The 23,700-nt window shown below is 46.7% G+C and carries 21 protein-coding genes; 5 read left to right on the forward strand and 16 right to left on the reverse strand.

Annotation, left to right across the window (positions count from 1 at the left end):
- Positions 1 to 24: 24 nt before the first annotated feature.
- Positions 25 to 2,634 carry a TonB-dependent receptor gene (locus tag Q1B47_RS12275; RefSeq protein ID WP_299793895.1) on the reverse strand — a complete coding sequence of 870 codons (2,610 nt, stop codon included), beginning with the start codon at positions 2,632 to 2,634 and terminating at the stop codon, positions 25 to 27.
- 434 nt (positions 2,635 to 3,068) lie between these two features.
- On the opposite strand from Q1B47_RS12275, the gene Q1B47_RS12280 reads away from it, so the two are divergent.
- Positions 3,069 to 4,088 carry a LacI family DNA-binding transcriptional regulator gene (locus Q1B47_RS12280; protein WP_299793898.1) on the forward strand — a complete coding sequence of 340 codons (1,020 nt, stop codon included), beginning with the start codon at positions 3,069 to 3,071 and terminating at the stop codon, positions 4,086 to 4,088.
- Between the two features lie 79 nt (positions 4,089 to 4,167).
- Here the strand turns inward: Q1B47_RS12280 and glnB are convergent, their stop codons facing one another.
- Positions 4,168 to 4,506: a nitrogen regulatory protein P-II gene (gene glnB, locus Q1B47_RS12285; RefSeq protein WP_299793901.1), complete on the reverse strand. Its 339-nt coding sequence runs from the start codon at positions 4,504 to 4,506 to the stop codon at positions 4,168 to 4,170.
- Between the two features lie 244 nt (positions 4,507 to 4,750).
- Here glnB and Q1B47_RS12290 point away from each other — a divergent pair, with 244 nt between their 5' ends.
- Entirely contained in the window at positions 4,751 to 5,263 is a 513-nt protein-coding gene (locus Q1B47_RS12290; protein ID WP_299793905.1) for a GspH/FimT family pseudopilin, read from the forward strand.
- 140 nt (positions 5,264 to 5,403) lie between these two features.
- On the forward strand, positions 5,404 to 5,916 hold the full coding sequence (locus Q1B47_RS12295; protein ID WP_299793908.1) for a GspH/FimT family pseudopilin: 513 nt from the start codon (positions 5,404 to 5,406) through the stop codon (positions 5,914 to 5,916).
- Positions 5,917 to 6,055: 139 nt separating this feature from the next.
- Here Q1B47_RS12295 and Q1B47_RS12300 read toward each other — a convergent pair whose 3' ends face one another.
- The 12 genes from Q1B47_RS12300 to murJ all read right to left on the reverse strand — a co-directional run bounded on the left by Q1B47_RS12300 (position 6,056) and on the right by murJ (position 20,072).
- A complete protein-coding gene (locus Q1B47_RS12300; protein ID WP_299793910.1) occupies positions 6,056 to 6,367 on the reverse strand; it encodes a TapY2 family type IVa secretion system protein in 312 nt (103 codons plus the stop codon).
- Positions 6,364 to 6,774, reverse strand: a complete 411-nt coding sequence (locus Q1B47_RS12305) for a type IV pilin protein (RefSeq protein ID WP_299793913.1) — start codon at positions 6,772 to 6,774, stop codon at positions 6,364 to 6,366. Before Q1B47_RS12305 ends, Q1B47_RS12300 begins: the two co-directional genes overlap by 4 nt.
- A 9-nt stretch (positions 6,775 to 6,783) precedes the next feature.
- Complete coding sequence (locus tag Q1B47_RS12310; RefSeq protein ID WP_299793916.1) at positions 6,784 to 10,353, reverse strand: PilC/PilY family type IV pilus protein; 3,570 nt, start codon at positions 10,351 to 10,353, stop codon at positions 6,784 to 6,786.
- A gap of 2 nt (positions 10,354 to 10,355) precedes the next feature.
- Entirely contained in the window at positions 10,356 to 10,790 is a 435-nt protein-coding gene (locus Q1B47_RS12315; RefSeq protein ID WP_299793919.1) for a pilus assembly PilX N-terminal domain-containing protein, read from the reverse strand.
- A 14-nt stretch (positions 10,791 to 10,804) separates the two neighbouring features.
- Positions 10,805 to 11,773, reverse strand: coding sequence for a PilW family protein (locus Q1B47_RS12320; RefSeq protein WP_299793922.1), 969 nt, complete (start codon positions 11,771 to 11,773; stop codon positions 10,805 to 10,807).
- A gap of 11 nt (positions 11,774 to 11,784) precedes the next feature.
- The gene (locus Q1B47_RS12325; RefSeq protein WP_299794162.1) at positions 11,785 to 12,339 is read right to left on the reverse strand and encodes a prepilin-type N-terminal cleavage/methylation domain-containing protein; all 555 of its coding nucleotides are present in this window, start codon (positions 12,337 to 12,339) and stop codon (positions 11,785 to 11,787) included.
- A 241-nt stretch (positions 12,340 to 12,580) separates the two neighbouring features.
- On the reverse strand, positions 12,581 to 13,528 hold the full coding sequence (gene ispH, locus Q1B47_RS12330) for a 4-hydroxy-3-methylbut-2-enyl diphosphate reductase (protein WP_299793925.1): 948 nt from the start codon (positions 13,526 to 13,528) through the stop codon (positions 12,581 to 12,583).
- A gap of 3 nt (positions 13,529 to 13,531) precedes the next feature.
- Positions 13,532 to 13,954 carry an FKBP-type peptidyl-prolyl cis-trans isomerase gene (gene fkpB, locus Q1B47_RS12335; protein WP_299793928.1) on the reverse strand — a complete coding sequence of 141 codons (423 nt, stop codon included), beginning with the start codon at positions 13,952 to 13,954 and terminating at the stop codon, positions 13,532 to 13,534.
- An 11-nt stretch (positions 13,955 to 13,965) separates the two neighbouring features.
- On the reverse strand, positions 13,966 to 14,487 hold the full coding sequence (gene lspA, locus Q1B47_RS12340) for a signal peptidase II (RefSeq protein ID WP_299793931.1): 522 nt from the start codon (positions 14,485 to 14,487) through the stop codon (positions 13,966 to 13,968).
- A 138-nt stretch (positions 14,488 to 14,625) separates the two neighbouring features.
- The gene (ileS, locus tag Q1B47_RS12345) at positions 14,626 to 17,448 is read right to left on the reverse strand and encodes an isoleucine--tRNA ligase (RefSeq protein ID WP_299793934.1); all 2,823 of its coding nucleotides are present in this window, start codon (positions 17,446 to 17,448) and stop codon (positions 14,626 to 14,628) included.
- Positions 17,449 to 17,479: 31 nt separating this feature from the next.
- Complete coding sequence (ribF, locus tag Q1B47_RS12350; RefSeq protein ID WP_299793937.1) at positions 17,480 to 18,415, reverse strand: bifunctional riboflavin kinase/FAD synthetase; 936 nt, start codon at positions 18,413 to 18,415, stop codon at positions 17,480 to 17,482.
- Between the two features lie 97 nt (positions 18,416 to 18,512).
- Positions 18,513 to 20,072 carry a murein biosynthesis integral membrane protein MurJ gene (gene murJ / locus Q1B47_RS12355; RefSeq protein ID WP_299793939.1) on the reverse strand — a complete coding sequence of 520 codons (1,560 nt, stop codon included), beginning with the start codon at positions 20,070 to 20,072 and terminating at the stop codon, positions 18,513 to 18,515.
- Between the two features lie 246 nt (positions 20,073 to 20,318).
- Here murJ and rpsT point away from each other — a divergent pair, with 246 nt between their 5' ends.
- Positions 20,319 to 20,585 carry a 30S ribosomal protein S20 gene (gene rpsT / locus Q1B47_RS12360; RefSeq protein WP_299793942.1) on the forward strand — a complete coding sequence of 89 codons (267 nt, stop codon included), beginning with the start codon at positions 20,319 to 20,321 and terminating at the stop codon, positions 20,583 to 20,585.
- Positions 20,586 to 20,867: 282 nt separating this feature from the next.
- On the opposite strand, the gene Q1B47_RS12365 is transcribed toward rpsT, so the two are convergent.
- Complete coding sequence (locus Q1B47_RS12365; protein WP_012141537.1) at positions 20,868 to 21,164, reverse strand: metalloregulator ArsR/SmtB family transcription factor; 297 nt, start codon at positions 21,162 to 21,164, stop codon at positions 20,868 to 20,870.
- 135 nt (positions 21,165 to 21,299) lie between these two features.
- On the opposite strand from Q1B47_RS12365, the gene Q1B47_RS12370 reads away from it, so the two are divergent.
- Positions 21,300 to 22,733, forward strand: a complete 1,434-nt coding sequence (locus tag Q1B47_RS12370) for a M28 family metallopeptidase (RefSeq protein ID WP_299793955.1) — start codon at positions 21,300 to 21,302, stop codon at positions 22,731 to 22,733.
- A 69-nt stretch (positions 22,734 to 22,802) separates the two neighbouring features.
- Here the strand turns inward: Q1B47_RS12370 and yaaA are convergent, their stop codons facing one another.
- Complete coding sequence (yaaA, locus tag Q1B47_RS12375) at positions 22,803 to 23,576, reverse strand: peroxide stress protein YaaA (RefSeq protein ID WP_299793958.1); 774 nt, start codon at positions 23,574 to 23,576, stop codon at positions 22,803 to 22,805.
- Positions 23,577 to 23,700: the final 124 nt, after the last annotated feature.

Here is a 23,700-nt window from a genome sequence, read left to right on the forward strand (position 1 = left end):
GGCTTTAACGAGATTAATGTTTCATTAGAAACGTAGTGCTACACCTAACTTGTAACGAGCCTCACCTTCAAAACTCCATGCCGGGTAACCATTTTTAAGCTCTGGTTTAACTTCTGCAGAATCTGGGGCAACACCAAGTTGCACGCTATCTTCTTCAAGTAAGTTAACAACTTCGAAAGTGACTGACAGGTTATCAGTAACATTGTAGTTTGCGCTTAAATCGACAGTACCGTAGTCCTGATGTTCACGGTTACCGTAGAAACCGGGTAGCTCACGGATCATATACTCACTGCGCCAGTTATAGGCAACACGTGCAGAGAAGTTTTCCATCTCATAGTAACCTACCAGGTTAACAGTATGCTTAGAGGAATCTGAGAATACGCTTACTTCATCCGGGTAGTTCTCCGCAGGAGCATCTGAATCGGCAAACGTATAGTTAGCTGAGTAACCCAAACCATTCTCGAACGAATCCTGAAGCTGAAGTTCGACACCCTGGATCTGGCCACCGGTACCGTTTTTCTTAGTCGACTTAGTCCAGTTATCTTCACCTGAATCCGGGTCAATGATGCCGATACTTTGATTCAAGATTTGATCAGATGTCACAAATGAACTGATATCTTTGATAAAGTAGGTCGCAGCAACAATACCGTCCGGGCTGAAGTACCACTCAACACCTAAGTCTGCTTGCGTCGCCTTAAATGGCTCAAGTGCAATATTACCTGTGTTCACGACTTCGTTGCCTGCAGTGCCATCGGCGTAACCGGCTAAAGCCGAAGATGCGAACATGTCGCCATAATTAGGGCGAGAGATAACTTGTGAAGCCGAGGTACGAATGATCACATCACTTGTCACATCAAATGCAATATTCACACTCGGCAACACATCACTGTAGCTCGCCTTCATGGTACTTAAATTATCAGCGTACGAGCCATCAGACTGTAGCTGATAATAATCAGATGACGCGTCTGTAGAGATATAACGCAAGCCGAAGTTACCGCGAATACCATCAGATTCAAAATTGGCCATCAGATACAGAGCCAGATTTTCTTCGTTAATCGTACCGTAACCAGATTTGTAGACAGGCCCTTCCTTGCTAAAGCCACCGATGGCAGAGTATGCATCGGCAAGCATCGCATCTAAATTTGGCTTAGGCAGAGTGAAACCAGCGCCTGAAGAAACGGTACCTGAGTAGTACTCAGAAGCATCTTTAGCTGTAACATCTGCGTTTACAATCGCAGGGAAGGTCTCTTGAGATACATCATGGTCGGCCCAACGAACACCTGTCTTAAATGAGGTGATAGCGCCAAGCTCAACAGGAATAGAGATATCAAACTGAGCATAAGTCTCTTCATCTGAGTTGGGCTGTTTCTTTAAAGACCAACCGGCGGGAGAAAGCTGACCATTGAAGTCATCTGCTGTAAATGATTTATTAGCGATATCTATATCGATCACTTCACCGGTAGCATCATAGGTCCCAGCAAAATCACCGGGTTGACCTAACCAGAAACCATAATTAGAGGTCAAGTCTGTACCACCTTCAGATTTAGTGTTACCTACGCGCCCTTCCAGGGTGTAATTATCGGCTTCATATTTAAAATCCAAATCATATGTATTTGAATCCATGCTCGCTTTACGAGCCCAAGTTTGAGCCCAGCCAGGATTAGCACCATTTCCATCGCGACGATAGAAGGTACAAGTGCCTGAAGCATTAGTTTGCTCACATGCCGCTTCTTTGTCATCCGGGAACATCACAAATAATGAGGTGTTAGCGTTATTAGCTTTCATATCAAGGCTCATGATATTTAAACCAAACTCTAAATTCTCTGTAGGACGGTACTGGAAAGCACCATTGATAGCCGTTCGCTCTCTCTCTTGTTCAAAAGTGGTCGGAACAATATCCCCCCAACCAACTAATGACTCTATACCATTACGCTGATAATTGGTTTCTGAGCTCGCGGCAGACAGCAGGAAACCGAAATTTTCGTTCTCATTTTTCCAGCTGTAGAGACCGGAAAGCTCAGGATCGATCTCTTCAGAAATGGTACCGTAATCTCCCTTAGCACTCAGGAAGACTGAGTTTGCATCCAAATCGAGGGGCTTACGAGTCTTAACTATAACCGTACCACCTATGCCCCCCTCAGCGATATCAGCTTGTGACGACTTATACACCTCGATTGCACCAACCATCTCTGGCGGCAGCAAGCTGTAGTTAAAGCTACGGTCAATGGCTTGCTGATCATACCAACCTGTTGATGCTACCGAGTGACCATTAAGTAAGGTTCTGGTAAGGCTGCTCGATGCGCCTCGAATTGAAACCTGCTGCCCTTGCCCGAACTGACGGTTTACGGCAACACCTGGAATACGACCTAGTGACTCACCCACATCGCCATCAGGAAATTTGCCTATATCTTCGGCAGTTACAGCATCAACAACTGAGTTAGAGAATCTTTTAGCATTTACAGAAGCTTTCATGGAAGCACGCATCCCGCGCACTTCGATCTTCTCAATATTCTCGTCTGCCGCAGAGCCAGCAGTTTCTGCTTCGGCTGCAACAGCAGACATAGACATTGCAGTACCAAGCAGTAGGGCGATATTTGTAGCTAGTACAGTTTTCTTAAAATTAGATGGTCGCATCTCATTTCCCTTCCATAACTTTATTTTATTTTTTTAATTTCCATAACCATTCCCCAATGGAATGACAACGCTGTCATGTTCGGTACAAACATTACACAAAAATTAACCTGCGCGCTACAACAAAATAACCAACAGCGAAAAATTCCCGCCACCCCAAACATTTTACTTACATGCGTGCGAGGAAACCTTAGAGTTGTGAATCGAGTGTTACGAAGGGTTTCAGAGCAATTCCCCCTATATTGACATCTGAAATATTTATATAAGTGATATACGATTTAAATTTCTTGTTTGCTAATTTGAGTAAAAGTTCGCACTATAGCCAGTAACGAGTTGAGAATTCGTTTTCCGTAAAGCTGAGATTTGCGTTCGATGAGTAATCTTGTAGCGTCTCAGATTGAAATGCGTAATACACTGATATAAGAGTGTTTAGCTTAATGAAAGTCACAATAAACGATGTAGCAAAATATGCAGGCGTCTCAATTAAGACGGTTTCCCGAGTCACTAATAATGAACCATCAGTAAAGCAGGCAACCATTGATAAGGTCAATGAAGCCATAGACGCACTTAATTACCAGCCAAATTTAGCAGCAAGAAACTTGGCGGCAACAAAATCATATGTCATCGGCTTTATCTATGATAACCCAAATGCTTATTATGTTATTGATATGCAAAATGGAATTCTGTCTTCGTGCAAAGACTTGGGCTATGAGCTGTTGATCCATCCATGTAACGCTAAGGCAGATAATATCTGTGAAGAGTTAACCAAGATGGTGAAACATTCAAGACTCGCAGGATTAGTGCTCACCCCCCCGCTATCGGAAGACCCTAAGATATTACAGGCACTGGATAAAATTGATGCGAACTATGTTCGAATTATTGCCGGTACTGAAATTGACGAAGAGACAGGACTTGCTGTACTGGTCAACGATAAACACGGTGCAGTTTCGATCACTCAACACCTCATCGAACTCGGCCACAAAAATATCGCCTTCCTGAGTGGCGATCAGCACCACGAGTCAACCAAAGAGCGTTTAGCCGGCTTTACCCAGGCAATGGATAATAATCATATTTCCGTCAGAAAAGACAACATTATTGAAGGGGAGTACTCCTTCGAGTCAGGTGTTAATGGAGCAAAAGAGTTGCTGAGAAGAGACGACAGACCTACAGCCATTGTCGCCTGTAACGATGAAATAGCCGCAGGGGCATTATTTGCCGCCAGACTCGAAGGGTTGGATATTCCCAGCGATATCTCAATTGTAGGCTTCGAAGACAGCCCATTCTCGAGACAGACATGGCCTAAGCTGACAACAGTACACCAGCCAAATCAGAAAATAGCTCAGATGGCGACAGAGCTGTTGATCGCTAAAAGACGCGCACAAACTTCAGAGCACGCCAAAATTTTTATCCCGGAGCCGGTTATCAGAGACTCATCATCTCATCCCACTTTGAAATAAGCGGTACAAGCTTTAAAAATAACAATGCCGCAAGCTTCTCGTTGCGGCATCATTATTTGTAAAACATGAAAGGAGTAAACTAAACCGCCTCTTCGTTTTCCTCACCGGTTCGAATACGGATAACTCGTTCAATTTCAGTAACAAAGATCTTACCATCACCGATTTTTCCTGTTCGGGCGGTATCCACGATAACCTCAATGGCCTGGTCCAAAAGCTCATCTTGAATAACCAGTTCAATTTTTACTTTAGGTAAAAAGTCCACCATGTACTCGGCACCACGATAAAGCTCTGTATGACCTTTCTGTCGGCCAAAGCCCTTGACTTCCGAAACCGTCATTCCGGTGATCCCTATCTCAGCAAGCGCCTCCCGCACATCATCTAACTTAAATGGCTTAATAATGGCTTCGACCTTCTTCATCAAACACTCCTTTATACTTGCTTCAATGGTTTTTTCTCAAGCCTTAAGCTTACCATGAGTGGCCTGGACACTGTAGTCGATTATATTATTTACAATAAAGAAGCATTTTTCTTATTTAAGAACAATATATTTCACACCAAACAGGTTTCATATCAGCATCTATACTCAAATATTGAGTTACTAATTTCAAAGTAACTCCTGGTGATTGCCGGATGCAAACACCTTAATTTCCAGGGAGGAGATCATGAAAATCTGCGCAGGATTTACACTAATTGAGCTGATGACGACCTTAGTTGTAGCGATAATACTCACAGGTATCGCAGCTCCCTCACTAACCGACCTCAACCTGTCTTATCGGGCCAAATCCTCGGTTAAAACAATACAACAAACCTTTCAACTAGCAAGAAATCAAGCCATCAGTTATGGCAGCAGGGTTACTGCCTGCCCGGTTCAAAGCAATCGCTGCGTAAGAGACTGGAATATCGGCATCACTGTGTTTATCGACAGCGGTGAGTCTAATGTTATCGATGGTGCAGATGAGATCATATTTGCCACATCTCCTTTTAACGCTGACGATATCATCACTTACAACCGATTGGCAGTGCGCTTTCAGCCGGACGGTCTTGCGTCAGGGACCAACGGTACACTTAAATATTGCCCTCTATCGAGTGACAACAAATACTCAAAGGCTGTCATCATCAACCAGTCCGGAAGGGTCAGGTTTTCAACCAAAGAAAATATTAGGTGTGACACCTAAACGAGATCTAAGAAGACCAAGTCTTATACAGTCAAAATATCCTTAACAGCCAATATATTGGCGAGCAAAAGTTACTTATTCATACTGTAAACAGGCCCATTCTCGCTTATACTTAATCAGTATCTACAAGGGGATGGGTCATGTTAAAAAAGGAATTCGGCTTCACGCTTATTGAGCTCATGGTTACAATTGTAGTAGCCATGATTCTGATAGCTGTGGGTGCCCCCGCACTAAACTCTTTATATGAAGGGAGCCGAAGTGATAGCGGGATCAGAAAAATTCAGCAATCACTCATGTTTGCCCGCGGACAGGCTGTGAGTTATGGCTCGAGAGTAACTGTCTGCCCTATGTCAGGCAACGCCTGCAGCGGCAACTGGATCGATGGTTTCACAATTTTTATCGACAACGGTGCAGTCAATACATTAGATGGTGCAGACCAGATTATCAGAGTAGTAGACAGTTTTAACTCAAGTGACTTCGTCACGGTAAGTGCTAATACGGTTAGTTTTACACCCGATGGTTTAGTTCCCACAAACGCTGCAATAACATTTACCTACTGCCCGGGCTCCGTCAGCAATGATCAATCGACTGCGGCTGAGGTAAGTGCGTCAGGTCGGATCCGCTTTATAACTCCAACTACCAATTGTAGCTAGCAAACTAGCCCAAGTTGCAAAAAGAGGTGAAGCTGGGAACATGGTAACGCTCCCGGTAAAACAAAAAGCTAAGCACTTTCGGGCTTAGCTTTTTATTAATCGATTATTTCTGGCGAACAATCTCACTAAAAAATGCTTACTAACGCAGTGTTTGCAGATCTAATTTCTTAGCTCGACTGGAGCTGAACTCCTCATTTAAGGTCACACATTCCATGGCATCCTTAATGAAGTACTTTTTCCCCTTGTTATTCACGTTTTGCCTGCCCGCTAAGCTGGCAAACTTAATATCAAACTCATGCTTCTGCCAACGGTAAAATACCACTTTGGCGCCATCGGTCGTGTCGACATAACATTTATATTCCTGCTTCTCGCTGGCCAAAGCCGTAGTACTGATAGATGTAGCCATAATAAAGACAAATGATGCTGGTAAGTTTTTAATTAAATCTCTCATTGCCAACACTCCGCAGTGGTTTTAGCGCCGGTGTCTGTGATTCGAATCGTTGCACAGGCACTATCCCTGGAGGCCTGCACACCTTTAGCTGTGGCTGTAGCCGTAAAGCTTGTGGTGCCGGTTGAATCAACCTGGTAGTGACCGTTTTCTGTTACAAAGGGATCGGCCCCGAGCCCCAGGTCTGTCATATCTTCAGCATAGACACGGTTATCCAGATAATATTGCTCCTGCAGGTTAGATACCCTCAACAGCGCAGCATGCGCCTCAGAGCGTGTACTTCTGGCAACATACTCGGTATAGGAGGGATAAGCTATCGCAACGAGTATCGCAACGATAGCCACTGTTATCATCACCTCTATTAAGGTAAACCCCATGGCATGAGTAAACTTATGTTTATTAATCTTCATATCTCAACCTTACTCATCTATATGATAGTAAATTTTATTTACACTCAAACCCGATCCAACATTAATTGTTCCGGTGTACTCACCATCGGGTAGTTTCTCTCCTTTACCTACACCTATTATGTAGATATAAGGGTCCTCTCCCGTCGCAGCCTCAGGGATAACAATCTGAGGGGTATCGGGGACACGCTCACCCAGCTCATAGTAGAGATGACTTGTGGTTCTAATTCCCTTATGCAGATCGAAAACATACAATCGCCCCTCGCCGGATACGGTACAAACGGTATCTGATAGCGACTGAGATGGCGGAACGTAGGAGGTGAAGAACACCTTACCACCAATGATTAAACCTGCCGTTAAACTCTTCTCCCCGCTGCTGGTAAAGTCGTAATACCAGCCTCTCTTGGTACCGAATGCAATATTTTCAGCCTCGGTTTCCGGCGCCTTGGAGGTGACGTTATAAAGATCGTTCAACGTCAGCGCATCGGGAATATCGTTTGTACTACCATCGAAACTTAATGCGGTCACGTTTCTATCCTGGAATACAAAATACATATCGGTTGTTTCCGTTCCCGAAGGGTGAGCCCGGTTTCCCGTCCCTACACTGACCGCGTCATAGGGGATATCCTGATAGGTTTTTGTGGTCGTCGTCGTTTCGCTGCCATCGGCGGCGGTCTCTGTGACGCTCACCTCAGATGTATTAGTAAATACGGTTTGAGCGACAACGACCTCGGCAAAGAAGCGCCTGTCTGTTGCTGCCGTGCTGCCACCGATAGAGGCAAACTTAAAGCCCGTCCAGCTGGACTTATCCGCATCCGGCAGATCCATTCGCCAGATATTCCCTCCGACATCGGTCGCATAGATCCTGTCAGTGGCACCATCGTTATCGCTATCCAGTATCGCAACCGAAGTTGCTATGCTGTCGGAGATCCCGGGCAGTTGAGTAATACCATCACCGGCCGCTGGTCCGAAAGTATGCAGCAAGGTGCCGCTTTCGGCATCAACGATATAAACAGCGCGCCCCACCGGAGTCGGGCTCGGCGTGGCATCGTAGCTGATATCATAACCGCCCCCGAAGATAATAACGGGTTTATCATGCCCCGGAACCGTTGTTACAACGGGCTCCGACCAGGTTTGACCAAGGTCTGAAAAGCCTGTTGAATCGGGAGTGATAGTCCACATCAGACTCGGACTGTCGGGTGAGGTAACATTAAGCGCATAGTAGGAATGACCACCACGCCTCATACCGGCATAGACCCAGGCCGCCTCAACGCCACCGGAGCCGGTTTTAACATAGGCTACCGGCGACAGGTCCATACCATATACAGTATGTCCCCCTGAGGCGACATTCTCTCTTAACTTACTCACATTGGGTAACAACTCGTAAGGAATGAAGCCCCATGACTCGCTAACGCTGGTCACCGAGTCCTTAAACATATGCAATAAGCCCTGGTTTGTTCCCAGAATAACCCTGACATCGGGCGAAGACTCTGATCCAAAGTTAATCGCAAGAGGCTTGGAGTGAAGCGGATCCCCCATAATATCTTCACGGATATCTGTTGAGCTCGAATCCTTGTCATCGTTATCGACATCGACTCCTCTGAGCCAACTAAGGGTATTGGCCAACTCATCCTCGGTGGTGCCCATATAAGTCGCTAAGCCAGCCTTGTCTCCGTTAGCGGCATTACTCACAGTCAAAGACTCGAGTCCACCACCACTTGCAGTATTACTCAGCAGTTTACGGGTCGTTAAGCCACGCAACATCTCAGCAGCGCCGCCCTGCTCGACCTTGTTACCATCTTTACCGCCACTACAGTCACTCCAGTAGGTACAGGCGGTATCTTTGATATTACCGTTATCACCAATTGCAGCATTGCCCGATACATCCACCAGAGTTCCTCCCGAAGTCACCTTAAGCTTCTTCAGGTTACCGCTCCACCTTGGGCCCTTGCCCGGCAGGAACATGGCATAATAGGCCGAATCGAATGTTTGGGTACGGTCAAAGTTGTTGCTGGCGATACTCGGTGATGTGAAGCTCGAGTCGATGGCCAGAATCGAGGTAAGCGCATCACTCAGCGCACTTTCAAGCTCAATACTGCTCTTCGCCGGTAGATACTTGCCTCCCCCCCGCTTAGCCGTTTCTTTCAGTAACGGTGCGGCGTCATCGGCACCATCACTGAAACCAATGGTGAAGGTTCTCACATTTTGCTTCTGATCCTCTCCATTTGCATCCAATACATGAACCAGATCATTGTTAAACATATAACTTGCTAGGGCAGCAAGGTAACTTGGCTGGCTCAGATTTTCAGAAAAAGCAGTGTAATCCCCCTCGGGGTTCACATCGGCACCAGAGGTCAGGGCGATAATATCTGAGTTGGCATGAGTATCCACGGTCGGTACACCATCGGTGATATAGACCACATAACCAATATCGGGGCAGATCTTCAAAGGAGTGATATAGTTTGAGCCCGACTCAATGCTGGTATCGTAGGGCGGCCTGTTAGCAATGTACTTATTACCGTGCCCCCAGTTATAATCGCTGTCTTTGTGGCCATACTTAATTGCACCACCTGCATAGTACCTATACGCCTCGAACAGGGTCTCACATAAGGGGGTATTGGTATCGGCCGGCAGCATATCAATTGTAGAAAGCAGCGAGTCTTTAGCACTCGCAGTCATATTCTTAATGCCAGATACGATTCGCCCGCCATCCCTGTACCCCTCATAAGGGTAGTTCATGTTAAACACCGCTAACCCGAAGTCTACCGATGGAGTTGAGATCACAATGTTTTTCATTGCATCCTTGGCGATATCGAGACGGGACTTAGGAACTTTATCCAGCATCCCTTTCTGCGCCAGAGTGTACCAACGCAGATAGTCGTCGGTGTAGATGGTGATCGGTTCCCCGATACCGAATGCAGTCGCCTTAGCATCAGACAGGGCGTCTGCCCAGCCTGAGTCAGAGCTGGATGAAACGTGATTATAGGGGTAAGCTTTACCACTTTTCTTAAATGCATCTACAGGGAATCCGTCATTGATACTCGGTGCATTTTTAGGATCTTCCGCCTCAATATCCTCCCAGCAATCAATGATCTCTATGTTGGCACCATTATTCTCCGGTACCTCCTCCCAGGTCCCGGTCTTGCCCTTGACCCTATACTCACGCAGATAACCGGTAAAACGACCATACTTATCGATAGCCGCCTTACTCTGGTTACAACCGTTGATGGCATCGAGAAAGCGTCTGGCTTCAGACGGGCTGTCGGGTGTAGGCACACTGGTATTATCTATTCCGCCCTTGGTAAAATAGAGCATTCGTCCCTGATAAGCGTTGGCACTGCCCACGGCAGGATAACCAGGGGTACCATCATCCTGAACGTAGTTAGGATCGTATCCGCCAACCTCGTCCTCTTCGATGGTCGACATACTGCCGGAGTTATCAAAGATGATAAGCACTTTAGGTCTGGCACCGGTACGACTCGACGACTCAAATACATACAGCTCGGTATCATCAGCAAATGTGACTCCCGAGATGCCTATCAATGCAAATAAGCCGGCCACGGCAAAACGTTTAACTATCATCTCTAGCCCCCACTTCCGGTAAGCACTTCTTGCTCTACGCCGGCAACTACCGTCAGCTGCCCCATATTATTCCGCCCGAATGTTGCAACACTCGAAATTTCTGCCCGGCGACAGCTGATTAAAGCCGCTCCACTCGCATCGGGTTTTCTCTGGCATGCTATGTCGACGAATGGGGTTGGCGTGATGGTACTGGTTACTCCAAGCATAGTCCCCGCATCCATTACCGCATTCAGATTGGCCAGAACCGCCCCTTTATTGGTGTCAATCACACTATCCTGTGCACCGTGAGCGGAAGCCATAGCCTCTACCCTTTCGGAGCCGGCTCCGGCCATACGCATCGACTGATTGGAGTTAACGGCCAGGGCTATGCCTATCACTGTCATAATAATCAGTACTATGAGTGACAGGAAAAGCACTATTCCCTTCTGTTTCTTCATATTAAACCCACTTCTCAATTCATCAGTACCGGATTTTCCAGTACCACAGTCGTAGACACGACTTTACGCCTGAAATGATCGTTTTGCGGGGCGATGTTCTTATCACCCAACACGTAAGCCACGTTATTGGTATAGCTGGGATCTTCCTCGATCGAACGGATCAGAAGAAATATTCGCAGCGCAACTAAACGTTGAGGTCTCAGGTTGCTCCACATGACCTCGGTGACGTTCTGTACAGGCATAAAGCCATCTGCGGTGCTATCGCCGTCGTTATCGAATCCATAGAGGATTCTCATATTCTCCACCCCCTCCACCAACTGATCCTCATTGCGCATACCTGTGGTCGCGCTCAAGGTTCGCCTTCTCAGTACAGGAATATCTCCATCGTTAGCAATATAGTAGATATGGTGTTGAAACTCCCAGAACCGTCCGTTATCCAGTGCCGGTGTCGCCTGATCGCCGGTGAAGATCACCGCCTGATCAGAACGGGTCGCCATATAATAGCGTGTATTCACATTCGGATTTAAAGTCGGCGGGCCGATGAGGCGTTTTAACTGAATGACATCGGTGCCACTGTTAACATTTGCCAGACAGTCAATAGAGTCTGTACTCACACCACTCTCATATCCCCAGATAAGCCTGAAATCAGATGGCTGATTGTTGGGAAGCGTCGCATTATTAAGCCCACCGCCGACACAATCATTTGCCACCGCACCTGCGGTGATGGAAACATTGGTTCCCAGATTAAATGGCGTACCGGTCATATCCCCCATGAAGCCCAGCTGGCTAATGTCCCGCTCCATAAGCGCCAGAGCAATGCGACCGTTCTCCTGCAGCTGATTAAACTGACTTGTCGTCGTCACATTCGTCGCAGACATGCTGAACATAGAAAATATGCCAGCCGAGAGAAATAAGCTAATCACCAAAGCGACCATCAACTCGACTAAGGAGAGGCCGCTCTGCTTTTTAAAATATACCTGCATCTGCTCTCCCATTAAATAATCACAGTATTGATTGAGTAAACCCTGCGCCTGTCACTGCTGGTGCCGCACCCCTCAATAAAGCTACCTTTCCCCAGGGCACCATCTGAGCTACTGCGAATGCCTCTCCAGGTCATGACCACCAATACGGCGCCGGTAGCCTGAACTTGTATACAAGCGGTCGGGGTATCTAAGCCACCGACATCTCGTCCGCCAACAGTCTCTGAAGCACCACCGAAGAGCTGCTCCCATTGATACAGATCCCAAACACGAGTCTGTACCGTTGTGCAGACGGCAGCCCCTCCGCCAACCCCGGTATCACATTCGGGCGAGGGCTTGGACAGGTTACCGCTATAGGTGCCTGCATACCTGATAACCTCTGAGCGATTAAGTTTCATACGATTAATGATATCGTTAACAAAGTAAGACGCCTGAGTCTGCTGAAAGGACTCGAAGCTGCCCCTCTTGGCGACAATATGCAGGTTAAATATCCCGATCAGGCCAACCACTAAAATCACCAAAGAGACGAGTACCTCGATTAAGGAGAAGCCTTTAGCTCTATCATTCATCTGTGTCAAATCCCCTTCCTTCGCCACAATATTGACGGTAAAAATGGCCATTTACCCTTTTAAAATCTGCAAGTTAGGCGAAACCACCATAATAATGGTTAATGATAGTTTAGTCGAATGTTAGACGCTAGTAATATTAGAGTCTAAAAATCCACTCTATTAGATCCAGTATGAAATACAGGCAATAAAAAAGGAGGCCTGAGCCTCCTTTTTCCATTAATACCATATACTTAGCAAAGAATCACCTGAGTTCGGCCGGTACGGCAAACACGGTATCCTCTTTTCGCCCTTCGACTTCTGTGATCACACTGGGAGCCAGCTTTGCAACGGCATCAATAACTTGTTTAACAAGGACTTCCGGTGCCGAGGCCCCCGCTGTCACGGCTACCTTGGTCACACCGTCAAACCAGACAGCATCAATATCCTCTGAGTTATCTACCAGGTAAGCTTGCGTGCCTTTCTTCTGTGCCAGCTCGCGCAGGCGATTGGAGTTGGAGCTGTTCTTCGAACCAACAACCAGGAATAGATCCACATCATCGGCGACGTTACGCACGGCATCTTGTCTGTTTTGAGTCGCGTAGCAGATATCATCCTTTCTCGGCCCCTGAATCGCCGGAAAGCGCTTCTGAAGCGCCTCGATAACATCCTTGGTATCATCCATAGAAAGCGTTGTCTGAGTAACAAAGCACAAGTTCTCCTCATCCTTCACCACTAAAGATTCGACATCATCCGGAGACTCAACCAGAAGTACGCCACCATCGGGATTATTATACTGCCCCATGGTGCCCTCGACCTCGGGGTGCCCCGCATGCCCGATCAGAATACACTCGATCCCTTTACGGCTTGCACGAGTCACCTGCAGATGAACCTTAGTCACTAAGGGACAGGTCGCATCGAACACCTTTAAGCCACGGCGCTTTGCCTCGGCTCTAACGGCTTGCGACACACCATGAGCACTGAAAATAACTATGCTGTCATCGGGAACCTGATCGAGTTCCTCGACGAAAACGGCTCCACGCTCTTTTAGATTCTGAACAACGTAGCGGTTATGTACCACTTCATGACGCACATAAATTGGAGGAGAGAAGAGCTCTAACGCACGTTCTACGATGCTGATGGCTCTATCGACACCGGCACAGAACCCCCTGGGGTTTGCCAGTTTTATCTCCAGACTCTTAGCTTCTTGCATACTCTAAAGTACCTGTACCACTTCAAGTTCAAATGTTACGGTTCGTCCCGCTAAAGGATGATTCAGATCCACGGTAACCGAATCTCCTGCCAGCTCACGAACGATACCGGGGATCTCGCTACCACCCGGGCCACCGAAACTGACGATAACACCTGGCTCGAGTGACATATCTGCCGGAAACTTACTTCTGTCCATATGATGAATGGCATCGGGATTCGACTCACCAAAAGCATCGGCCGCTTCTAAGGTGAAACTGTGCTTATCACCTTCGGCCAGATGAGCAATTTGGGCTTCGAAAGCCGGGCTCAGAGTATCGTCGCCGATATTCAATCTGGCAGGCTTACCTGAAGCCTTTGTGCTATCGGCTGTAGAGCCATCTTCAAGCACAATATTCATATGACATAAAATCGAACGTTGATCAGACAAGTGTGTTACTCCTAAGTCGCCTTATTACTCTGCTCTTTCTTACTCTTCTCCTTATCGTCACCGATAAAAGAGTCGAGAATAATCAGACCGGCGCCAATGCAGATAGCCGAGTCGGCGATATTGAAAGCCGCAAAATGGCTCGTATTCCAGAAAAAATCCAGAAAGTCGACGACATAACCATGTTGCAGGCGATCGATTAAATTACCTAAAGCACCACCGATCACTAATGTATAGGCTAAATTAAGCCTCCACATGGTCGTCGGCTGCTTTCTGAGCCAGATTGTCAGTATGGTGCTGAATGCAACAGCAATGAAGGTAAATAACCATTTTTGCCAGCCACCGGCATCACTTAAAAAGCTGAACGCCGCACCATAGTTGCGCACATAGGTGAAATTAAAGAAAGGTAATAACTTTACCGACTCATACAGCTCAAAGTTGGTTATGATCCATTGCTTCGATATCTGGTCGGCGATAAACACCAATACAACCACCCAATACCAACGCAAGCCACTGTCTTTCCAGTTAGTTGGCATTAAAACGTTTCCTTCTATGCAATCTGTTGCACTTCGTCATTGTCGGCTCTCAATACCTGATACAGACGAGTTAAACCTTATCAAAACCATTTGAGCCGGAAACTGACTTTCCGGCTCAATTAGCTTTAATGTTAATGACTAAGCAAACTGACGAACTTCACCGTCACCTTCGATATTGGTCACACAGCGGGTACAAAGCGTCGGGTGCTGTTCAACCTGACCAACTTCGTCTCTGTGATGCCAGCAGCGCTCACACTTCTCGGCCTCAGTCTTAAGGAGTCCGAGTTTCAGTGAGCCCAGTTCGGTCTCAATAGCATCGGCGGGTGCTGATGAAAGTGCAACAATCTCAGTTTTCGAGGTCAGCAGAACAAATCTAAGCTCATCACCCAGTGTAGCGAGTGCTTGAGCTAACGCCTCATCGGCATACAAGGTCACTTCAGCTTCCAGAGAACCACCAATCTGTTTCTCACGTCGAGCCTGCTCAATAACCTTATTGACTTCACCACGAACGGTTAACAGCTGCTCCCAATAGTCATCGCTTAAGTCTGACTCGAGTGTTACCGACTTAAGTCCCTGGTACCACTCTTGTGTGAAGACATACTTCTCACGCTCACCCGGTAGCAACTTCCATACTTCGTCGGCAGTGAAGCTTAAAATTGGAGCAATCCAGCGAACCATAGCTTCGGCAATCAAATACAGGGCACTCTGACAACTGCGGCGGGCAAGGCTATCGCCTTTTGCTGTGTACTGTCTGTCTTTAATGATATCGAGATAGAAACTACCCAGCTCAACAGAACAGAATTGCATTAACTTCTGTGTTACTACATGGAAGTTATACTGCTCATAAGCCTCCAGCAGTTCCTCTTGCAGTGCTGCGGCGCGGCGTACAACCCAGCGATCCAGCGCAACCATATCTTCAACGGCAACATGATCCTTAACGGGATCGAAACCATTGATATTGGCAAGCAGGAATCGAGCCGTATTACGAATACGACGATAAGCATCGGCACTACGCTTAAGAATCTCATCAGATACCGTCATCTCGCCGCTGTAATCGGTGGCAGCAACCCACAAACGCAGGATATCGGCACCTAACTTATTCGTCACCGTCTGTGGTGCGATAACGTTACCGATAGATTTTGACATCTTACGACCCTTACCATCTACGGTAAAGCCGTGAGTAAGCACCTGCTTATATGGCGCTTTCCCATTCATGGCGGTCGAGATCATCAGTGAGGACATAAACCAACCACGATGCTGGTCACTACCTTCCAGATACAGGTCGATGCCATTGCCCTGATACTCGGGGCGTGAGGCGACAACCGATGAGAAAGAGGAGCCTGAGTCATACCATACATCTAAGGTGTCGGTGACCTTACGGTACTGATCTGCTTCGTCACCCAGAAGCTCCTTAGCATCGAGATCCCACCAAGCCTGAATACCCTCTTGCTCTATCTTGTTAGCGACTCGCTCCATCAAAGAGGTGCTATCCGGGTGTAACTCTTCAGTTTCACGGTGAACAAACAAGGTGATAGGTACACCCCAGGTACGTTGACGAGAGATACACCAATCGGGACGGTTCTCGACCATCTTTTCGATTCGACTCTGACCCCAATCAGGGATCCACTGTGTCTGCTCAATTTCACTCAGAGCCTGTTTTCTGAGACCCTTCTGGTCCATAGAGATAAACCACTGAGGTGTCGCTCTGAAGATGATTGGAGTCTTATGGCGCCAGCAATGGGGGTAGCTGTGAAGAATATTTTCACACTTAATTAACGCGCCTTTCTCTTCGAGAAGCGCGACAACGTTATCGTTAGCCTTAAACACATGCTGACCGGCGAAGATTTCGGTATCAGCCTTATAAACACCATTGTCACCAACCGGGTTAGCTACCTCCAGGCCATACTTTTGTCCGATGACAAAGTCATCCTGACCATGGCCAGGAGCGGTATGAACCACACCGGTACCCGAATCAACTGTAACATGGTCACCTAAGATAACCGGCACATCAAAATCGTAGAACGGGTGGTTAAATCGCAACAGCTCAAGCTCTTGCCCCTTAACCTTAGCCAGCGCCTTATGGGACTCGACTTCATAACGCTCCATGCACGACTCGACAAGCGCATCGGCAAGGATCACTGTGGAAGTCACGCCATCTTTTACGAACTCTACCAGAACATATTCAAGATCGGCCGAAATTGAGAGCGCACGGTTAGCCGGCAATGTCCACGGCGTAGTCGTCCAGATAACCATAGACGCAGAGCCGTTACACTCTTGAATGCCAAACTTGGCAAGTAGCGCCGCCTTATCAGTCGCCGCAAAAGCAACATCGATAGCCGGTGACTTCTTATCTTCATATTCGACTTCGGCTTCGGCCAATGCCGAACCACAATCTGTACACCAATGAACAGGTTTAACGCCTTTATGCAGGTGACCACTATCGATAACTTTTGCCAGTGAGCGAACGATATTGGCTTCTGTATCGAAATCCATCGTCAGATAGGGCTTGTTCCAATCAGCAAACACGCCCAGGCGAATAAAGTCATCACGCTGGCCATCGACCTGCTTGGCCGCATATTCACGACACTTCTCACGAAACTCAGCAGCTGAAACCTTGTGTCCCGGTTTACCGACTTTCTGCTCAACCTTCAGCTCAATTGGCAAGCCATGGCAATCCCACCCCGGGATATAAGGTGCGTCGAAGCCTGACAGAGTCTTAGATTTTACAATAATGTCTTTTAGGATCTTGTTGACTGAGTGGCCAATATGAATACTGCCGTTCGCATATGGAGGGCCATCATGTAAAATAAAAGGCTTACGGCCAATACGGCTATCACGGATCTGTTGGTACAGCCCATCTTTTGTCCAGGACTTCAACATCTCTGGCTCACGATTAGCCAGATTACCACGCATCGGAAACTCAGTTTCCGGCAAATTCAAACTAGATTTATAGTCGCTCATTGATCCTATACCGTTAATTTAGCCAAAAGGCTTAGCCTGCATCGCAGCCAAGCAGAGCTTTGGCTTTGTCAGCGTCATTGTTAATTTGTCTCTTCAGCGCTTCCAGTGACTGGAATGGCTGTTCATCTCTAATCTTTGCTACCAGTTCGACTTCAACAGTCCTGCCATATAGGTCACCGTCAAAATCAAAAAGGTGTACTTCTAATTGGCACACCTGGCCATTAACCGTAGGCCTAAACCCTACGTTGGCAACACCTTCATAGGTATCACTGTTATCCCAATATAACTTAACCGCAAAGACGCCCCTAACCGGAGATACTTGACGTTTCAAGGCGATATTAGCCGTCGGGAAACCCAATGTTCGGCCAATTTTTTCACCGTGAGCCACCTTTCCACAAAGTGTAAAAGGATGGCCGAGTAAACGCCTGGCTTGCTCCATCTTACCTTTTGCAAGCAATTGCCTGATCTCTGTAGAGCTCACTCTCTTATCACCGAGTAGAAAACTTTGTGTACTCACCACGGCGAAGCTATGTTTCTCTCCGGCAGACTTGAGCATTTCGAAGTTGCCCTTGCGCTGCTTTCCAAAGCAGAAGTCATCACCGACAACCAGATACTTCACCCCGAGGGATTCGACCAGTAGCTTATCGATAAAATCTTCAGCAGGTAAATTGGCGAACTTAGCATTAAAGTTAATACATACTAACCTGTCAATGCCGAGTTCTTCGAGCAAGAATATCTTATCCCGAAGAATGCTGAGTCTGGCAGGCGCATTTTCACCCTTAAACATCTCTTGTGGTTGAGGCTCAAATGTCATCAGGGTCGCAGGGACCTTGAGTTGACGAGCCTTCTTTACTAGCTTCGAGATAACTTCAGCATGACCACGATGAACCCCATCAAAATTACCAATAGTAAGAACACAACCATGATGTGCTGGTAAAATATTATGTATACCGCGAATTAGTTCCATTACATTAAATAACTGGCTTGCTTAAGTGGGCGGATTATATACCAGCTGACATCGATAATCAGCAATGATCTTGCCTGCTCTTACATAGAAGCCCAATTTAAAGTCCCGTTTTTAACTTCCAGGGGCGAATTCCCAGCATTATCATGCTTATTAAATAGCTGGCACCTCCTAAACCTATATACCCTAACAGCCATATCGCTCTTTGGGTAAATGCCTGCTGTAACCACAGCTCCTGGCTCGGTAGAAACTGCATTAAGACCAAGACCATCACCAAACAGGAGAGCAAGGTTTTGAAAAAGAATAAGCCTGTCTGCCTTGTTAAGCTGTAGACTCCGGCTCTATGTAATCCACGATAGAGCAGGCTTGCATTAAGCAGCGCAGAGAGAGAGGTCGCAATAGCTAAACCAACATAGCCAAACGGTATGGCGAAAATAACGTTAAACACCATATTGCTTACCATGGCAATGATGCCATAACGGACAGGTGTCTTGGTGTCTTGTCTTGAGTAATAACCCGGAGCCAGTACCTTTATCAACATAAAGCTGAGCAAACCACTACCGTAAGCCATCAGGCTATACGATGCCATATTTACATCATCGACGGTGAATGCGCCGCGCATAAACAAGACCATCAGCATCGGCTTAGCCAATAAGATCAAGCCACACATCGCAGGCATACCCAGTAACAGAATCGCTTTTACTCCCCAATCCATGGTTGTTTCAAAGCCCTTCCCTTCATCATTAACATGCTTTTTAGATAAGGCGGGTAAGATCACAGTCGCAATAGCAATACCGAACAGGCCCAGAGGAAACTCGAGCAAACGGTCAGAATAGTAGAGCCAACTTATCGATCCCGTCATCAGGTAACTGGCAATAAAGGTGTCAAATAACAAGTTGATCTGAGAAACAGAGACCCCAAAGATTGCCGGTAACATCAGGGTCCTGATTCTGATGACTCCGGGATGAGTCCACCCCCAGGATGGTTTAACTAAGGCTTTCTCTTTAAACAGAAAGGGGAGTTGAAACAGAAACTGTATTAAACCACCGAAGAATACCCCCAGCGCCAAACCTATCTCAGGCTGTTCAAGCTGTGGCGCAATGAACAGCGCAGCACTGATAATGGCGATATTTAAAAATACAGGCGTAAAAGCCGAAACCGCAAATCGGCCTCGGGTATTCAGAATGGAGCCAGCCAACGCAGTGAAGGTGATAAACCACAGATATGGGAAGGTGATTTTTAACAGCAGTGAAGCTAACTCAAACTTTTCACCACTTGGCTCATCGTTTATCCAGGCAACAAACCACCCATTACCAAACAGAGCAATCAAAACCGGTGAGGCAAGAACACCAACCAGAGTCACAATACTAACGAGTACGCCTAATGTCCCTGAGACTTTAGCGATCAGCTGCCGAACCTGTTCATCGGACTCCTTTTGCTGATACTCGGTGAACACAGGCACAAATGCCTGAGCAAAGGCCCCTTCGGCAAACAAGCGTCTTAAGAAGTTCGGAATTTTATTCGCCAGGATGAACACATCGGCGCCGCTACCGGCCCCCATCAAGTTGGCAATAACGACATCCCTAACCAAACCTAAGATACGGGAAACTAAGGTCATAGCACTAACGATAATGCCTGACTTAACTAATTTTTTACTCAAAAAACCCCCTGAATCGAGCAAAACAGTTCAGGTGAGTAGTCTCAAAAAATTGATTTTCCCCCTGTCACCTTCCAGCAATAACTGCTAGAATTGCGCACCATATTACACGAGTTAGGTTGAAGATAGCCAAGTTGATTGGATTAATTTGTCTTTAAGATAAAGATTCAATTATTGTCATTGACAAAGTGACAAAAATAGGGCATATTCCCGACCTTTAAAATATCTAACCCTTTTAGGAGTTGCACCTTGGCTAATAGCAAGTCTGCAAAGAAGCGCGCGCTTCAATCTGAAAAGCGTCGTCAGCATAACGCTAGCCGTCGCTCAATGTTACGTTCATACGTAAAGAAAGTTATCGTAGCTATCCATGCTGGCGATCACGCAGCGGCGACTGAAGCATTTAATGCTGCACAACCAATCCTTGACCGTATGGCGACTAAAGGCCTTATTCACAAGAATAAAGCTGCCCGTCATAAGGCTCGTTTAAACACCAGAATCAAGGCACTTGCTGCTTAATTCTTAGTTTAACGATTAAAAAACCGGCTCAGGCCGGTTTTTTTATGTCTGCTTTTTACCTTTACGATACCTATCTGGCTAATTAGCTGATCAGTTTTGAACCATTGTTGCTTATTTAAATTATGACCCATTGATAAATGAATGGCGATTCACTCTCGAGTCAATGCAAAACGGAAGTGGAAGGCTGACAGGCGCAACTACTCAGTAGAGTTGGTATTATAAAACTCAGGTAAAAAAACTGACAAAATCAGTTAACTTTGTCAGTTGAATGCAACAATATCCCTAGTGGCAGTAGATATTATTCAGCAGCTTGATAATTTCAGACACCTCTTTACTCTTCAAAGAGTAAAAAACCGTTTGAGCTTCCTTACGGGTCTCTACTAAATTATCTTTCCGTAGCCAGGCTAAATGTTGAGACAGGGCAGACTGGCTTAGTCCCAATTTCTTATTCATTTCACCAACACACATCTCTCCTTCACTAAGAAGGTAACATAGGATAAAGAGACGGCGTTCATTCGCCAAAGCTTTTAACATCACAACGGCATGGTCTGCCCGCTGCTGCATTAATTCAATATTCATTACTCGCAAATTCTCCTAAAACAATCCCCGCCACTAATATAGCGTTGCCTTACAGATATAGTCGGGACATAAAGCACACTTTTTGCTAGATTGTTTTCAAAAATGGGACATAAGTAATAAAAACAAAGGAAACTTATGAAAAACTATCGTCGTACCCTGCTCATAGGCCTAATTTTTTCAGGGTTGATGGGTTGCCAAAATACCCGGTTAGAAGAACCAAATATAAAAATAACCAAACAGTTACAGCAAGACGCACTAAGCTCCCCTCTCGCCTATGATCTTGTCGAATCACTCACCGTTGAAGTCGGCCCCAGACTCGCCGGCAGCAATAAAGACCTTATGGCCGTTCGCTGGGCTGAAAACAGATTAATTAAACTGGGGTTCGATAGAGTTTACAAGGAACCCGTCCAGGTTCCAGTGTGGTCAAGGGGGGAAGCCAAAGCCAGGGTTGTGTCACCTTTTTCCCAGCCTCTGGTTATCACAGCGCTCGGAGGAAGCATAGCAACCCCGGAAGGAGGAATAAGAGCACCAATTATAAGGTTTGACACGCTAGATGCACTAAAACAGGCCAATAAGAGGGATATCCAGGGCAAAATAGTATTTATCGATCATATCACCGAGCGCCATAAGACGGGAAAAGGTTATGGGAAAACCGTAGGCGGCCGCTCCAGAGGGGCGATTACGGCATCAGAGAAAGGCGCCGTAGCTATAGTGATCCGCTCGATCGGGACCGACCATGACAGGATGGCTCATACCGGAATGATGAGGTATAAGGAGGGTGTGGCAAAGATCCCGGCCGCGGCAATGTCAAATCCCGATGCCGACCTCATTAATCAGATGCTGAAACGAGATCCTGACGTAATACTCGATCTTTTCATGACACCGCAGAGCCATGGTTTTGCGACCTCTTACAATGTTATTGCCGAAGTAACCGGTAGTAGCAAACCCGATGAGATAGTACTGATTGGCGCCCATTTAGACTCATGGGATGAAGGTACCGGCGCTATCGATGACGGCGCCGGTGTAGCTATAGTGACCGCAGCAGGGAAGTTGATTCAAGATCTGCCAGTTAAGCCCGCCAGGACGGTTCGGGTGGTACTGTTTGCTGCCGAAGAGGTCGGCCTCGTTGGCGGAAAAGCTTACGCTAAGGCTCACAGGGCCGAGTTAGACAAACACTATATCGCTGCCGAATCAGACTTTGGTGCCGGACGAATCTACCAGATAGATTACCGGGTAAACCAGAGCGCATTAGAGGCTATCCAGGAGGTGACCAGACCAATGATTAGCAATGGGGTTACGCTGGGAAGTAATACGGCCTCAGGCGGTCCTGATGTCTCTATGCTACCAAAACAGGGGGTGCCAGTAGCTTCATTAAGACAGGATGGTCATGATTACTTTGATTACCACCATACTCCAAATGACACTCTGGACAAAATAGACCCTAAGGCATTACAACAAAACGTTGCGGCCTATGCACAATTTGCTTACCTGATGGCTCAGTCAGAAGTTGAACTAAGGCCCATAACAACCGGCTCTAAGGCCAAGCCGGTTATTATTGAAGCCAAATAGACAAGTAACTTTTCTCATAAAAAAAGCAGCCTTTGGCTGCTTTTTTAATTTTTCCGACCAGGAGAGAGACTACTGCTCTTCCCGTTTGAAAACAGGAGCCAGCTCAGTCGACTCGGCCTCACAATAGTAATACCCGGCAGCATCAAACTCATTAAGCCCGGCAAGAGTCGAAATATTATTATCAAGAATGTATCTCACCATCATGCCCCTGGCACGTTTAGCGAAGAAACTGATCACCTTATACTGGCCGTTCTTCCTGTCTTTAAATACCGGGGTGATCAAATCTCCCTTTATCTGTTTAGGTTTTACAGCCTTAAAATACTCATTGGATGCAAGGTTCACAACAATTTGATCACCCTGCTCTGCCAGAGCCAGATTCACCTCTTCGGTGATCGTATCCCCCCAAAACTGATACAGGTTACTCCCTCTTGCGTTGGATAAACGTGTTCCCATCTCGAGACGATAGGGCTGCATCAGATCTAAGGGTCTGAGTAAACCATATAATCCCGATAGTATTCTTAGATGCTTCTGCGCACGCGCTATGGTCTGCGGCGACATGGAGTCGGCATCCAGCCCCGTATAAACATCACCACGAAAAGCATACATGGCCTGCTTAGCATTATCGGTAGAAAACTGTGGGCTCCAGCTTGCGAAACGCGCCGCATTCAAGCCGGCAATCTTGTCACTCACCTTCATCAGGGATGCGATATCTGACGGAGTTAGCTTACGACACTCCTCTATCAGCTGCTCACTGTGTTGAACTAACCTAGGTAAAGTATGCTCGCTTGTGCCCGCTTCATTCTCATAATCTAATGTTTTTGCTGGTGAAACTAAAACTAACATCCCTTATCCTCTATTGGTTCATCTCTATCTATGATACGCAGCGCCCCATAAAAAAACCACGCAAATTCGCGTGGTTTTTTAGATTGTGCTAATCCGTTCTGTCGAACATCAGCTCAATAACCTT

Source organism: uncultured Shewanella sp., from assembly GCF_947501225.1.
GTDB lineage: Bacteria > Pseudomonadota > Gammaproteobacteria > Enterobacterales > Shewanellaceae > Shewanella.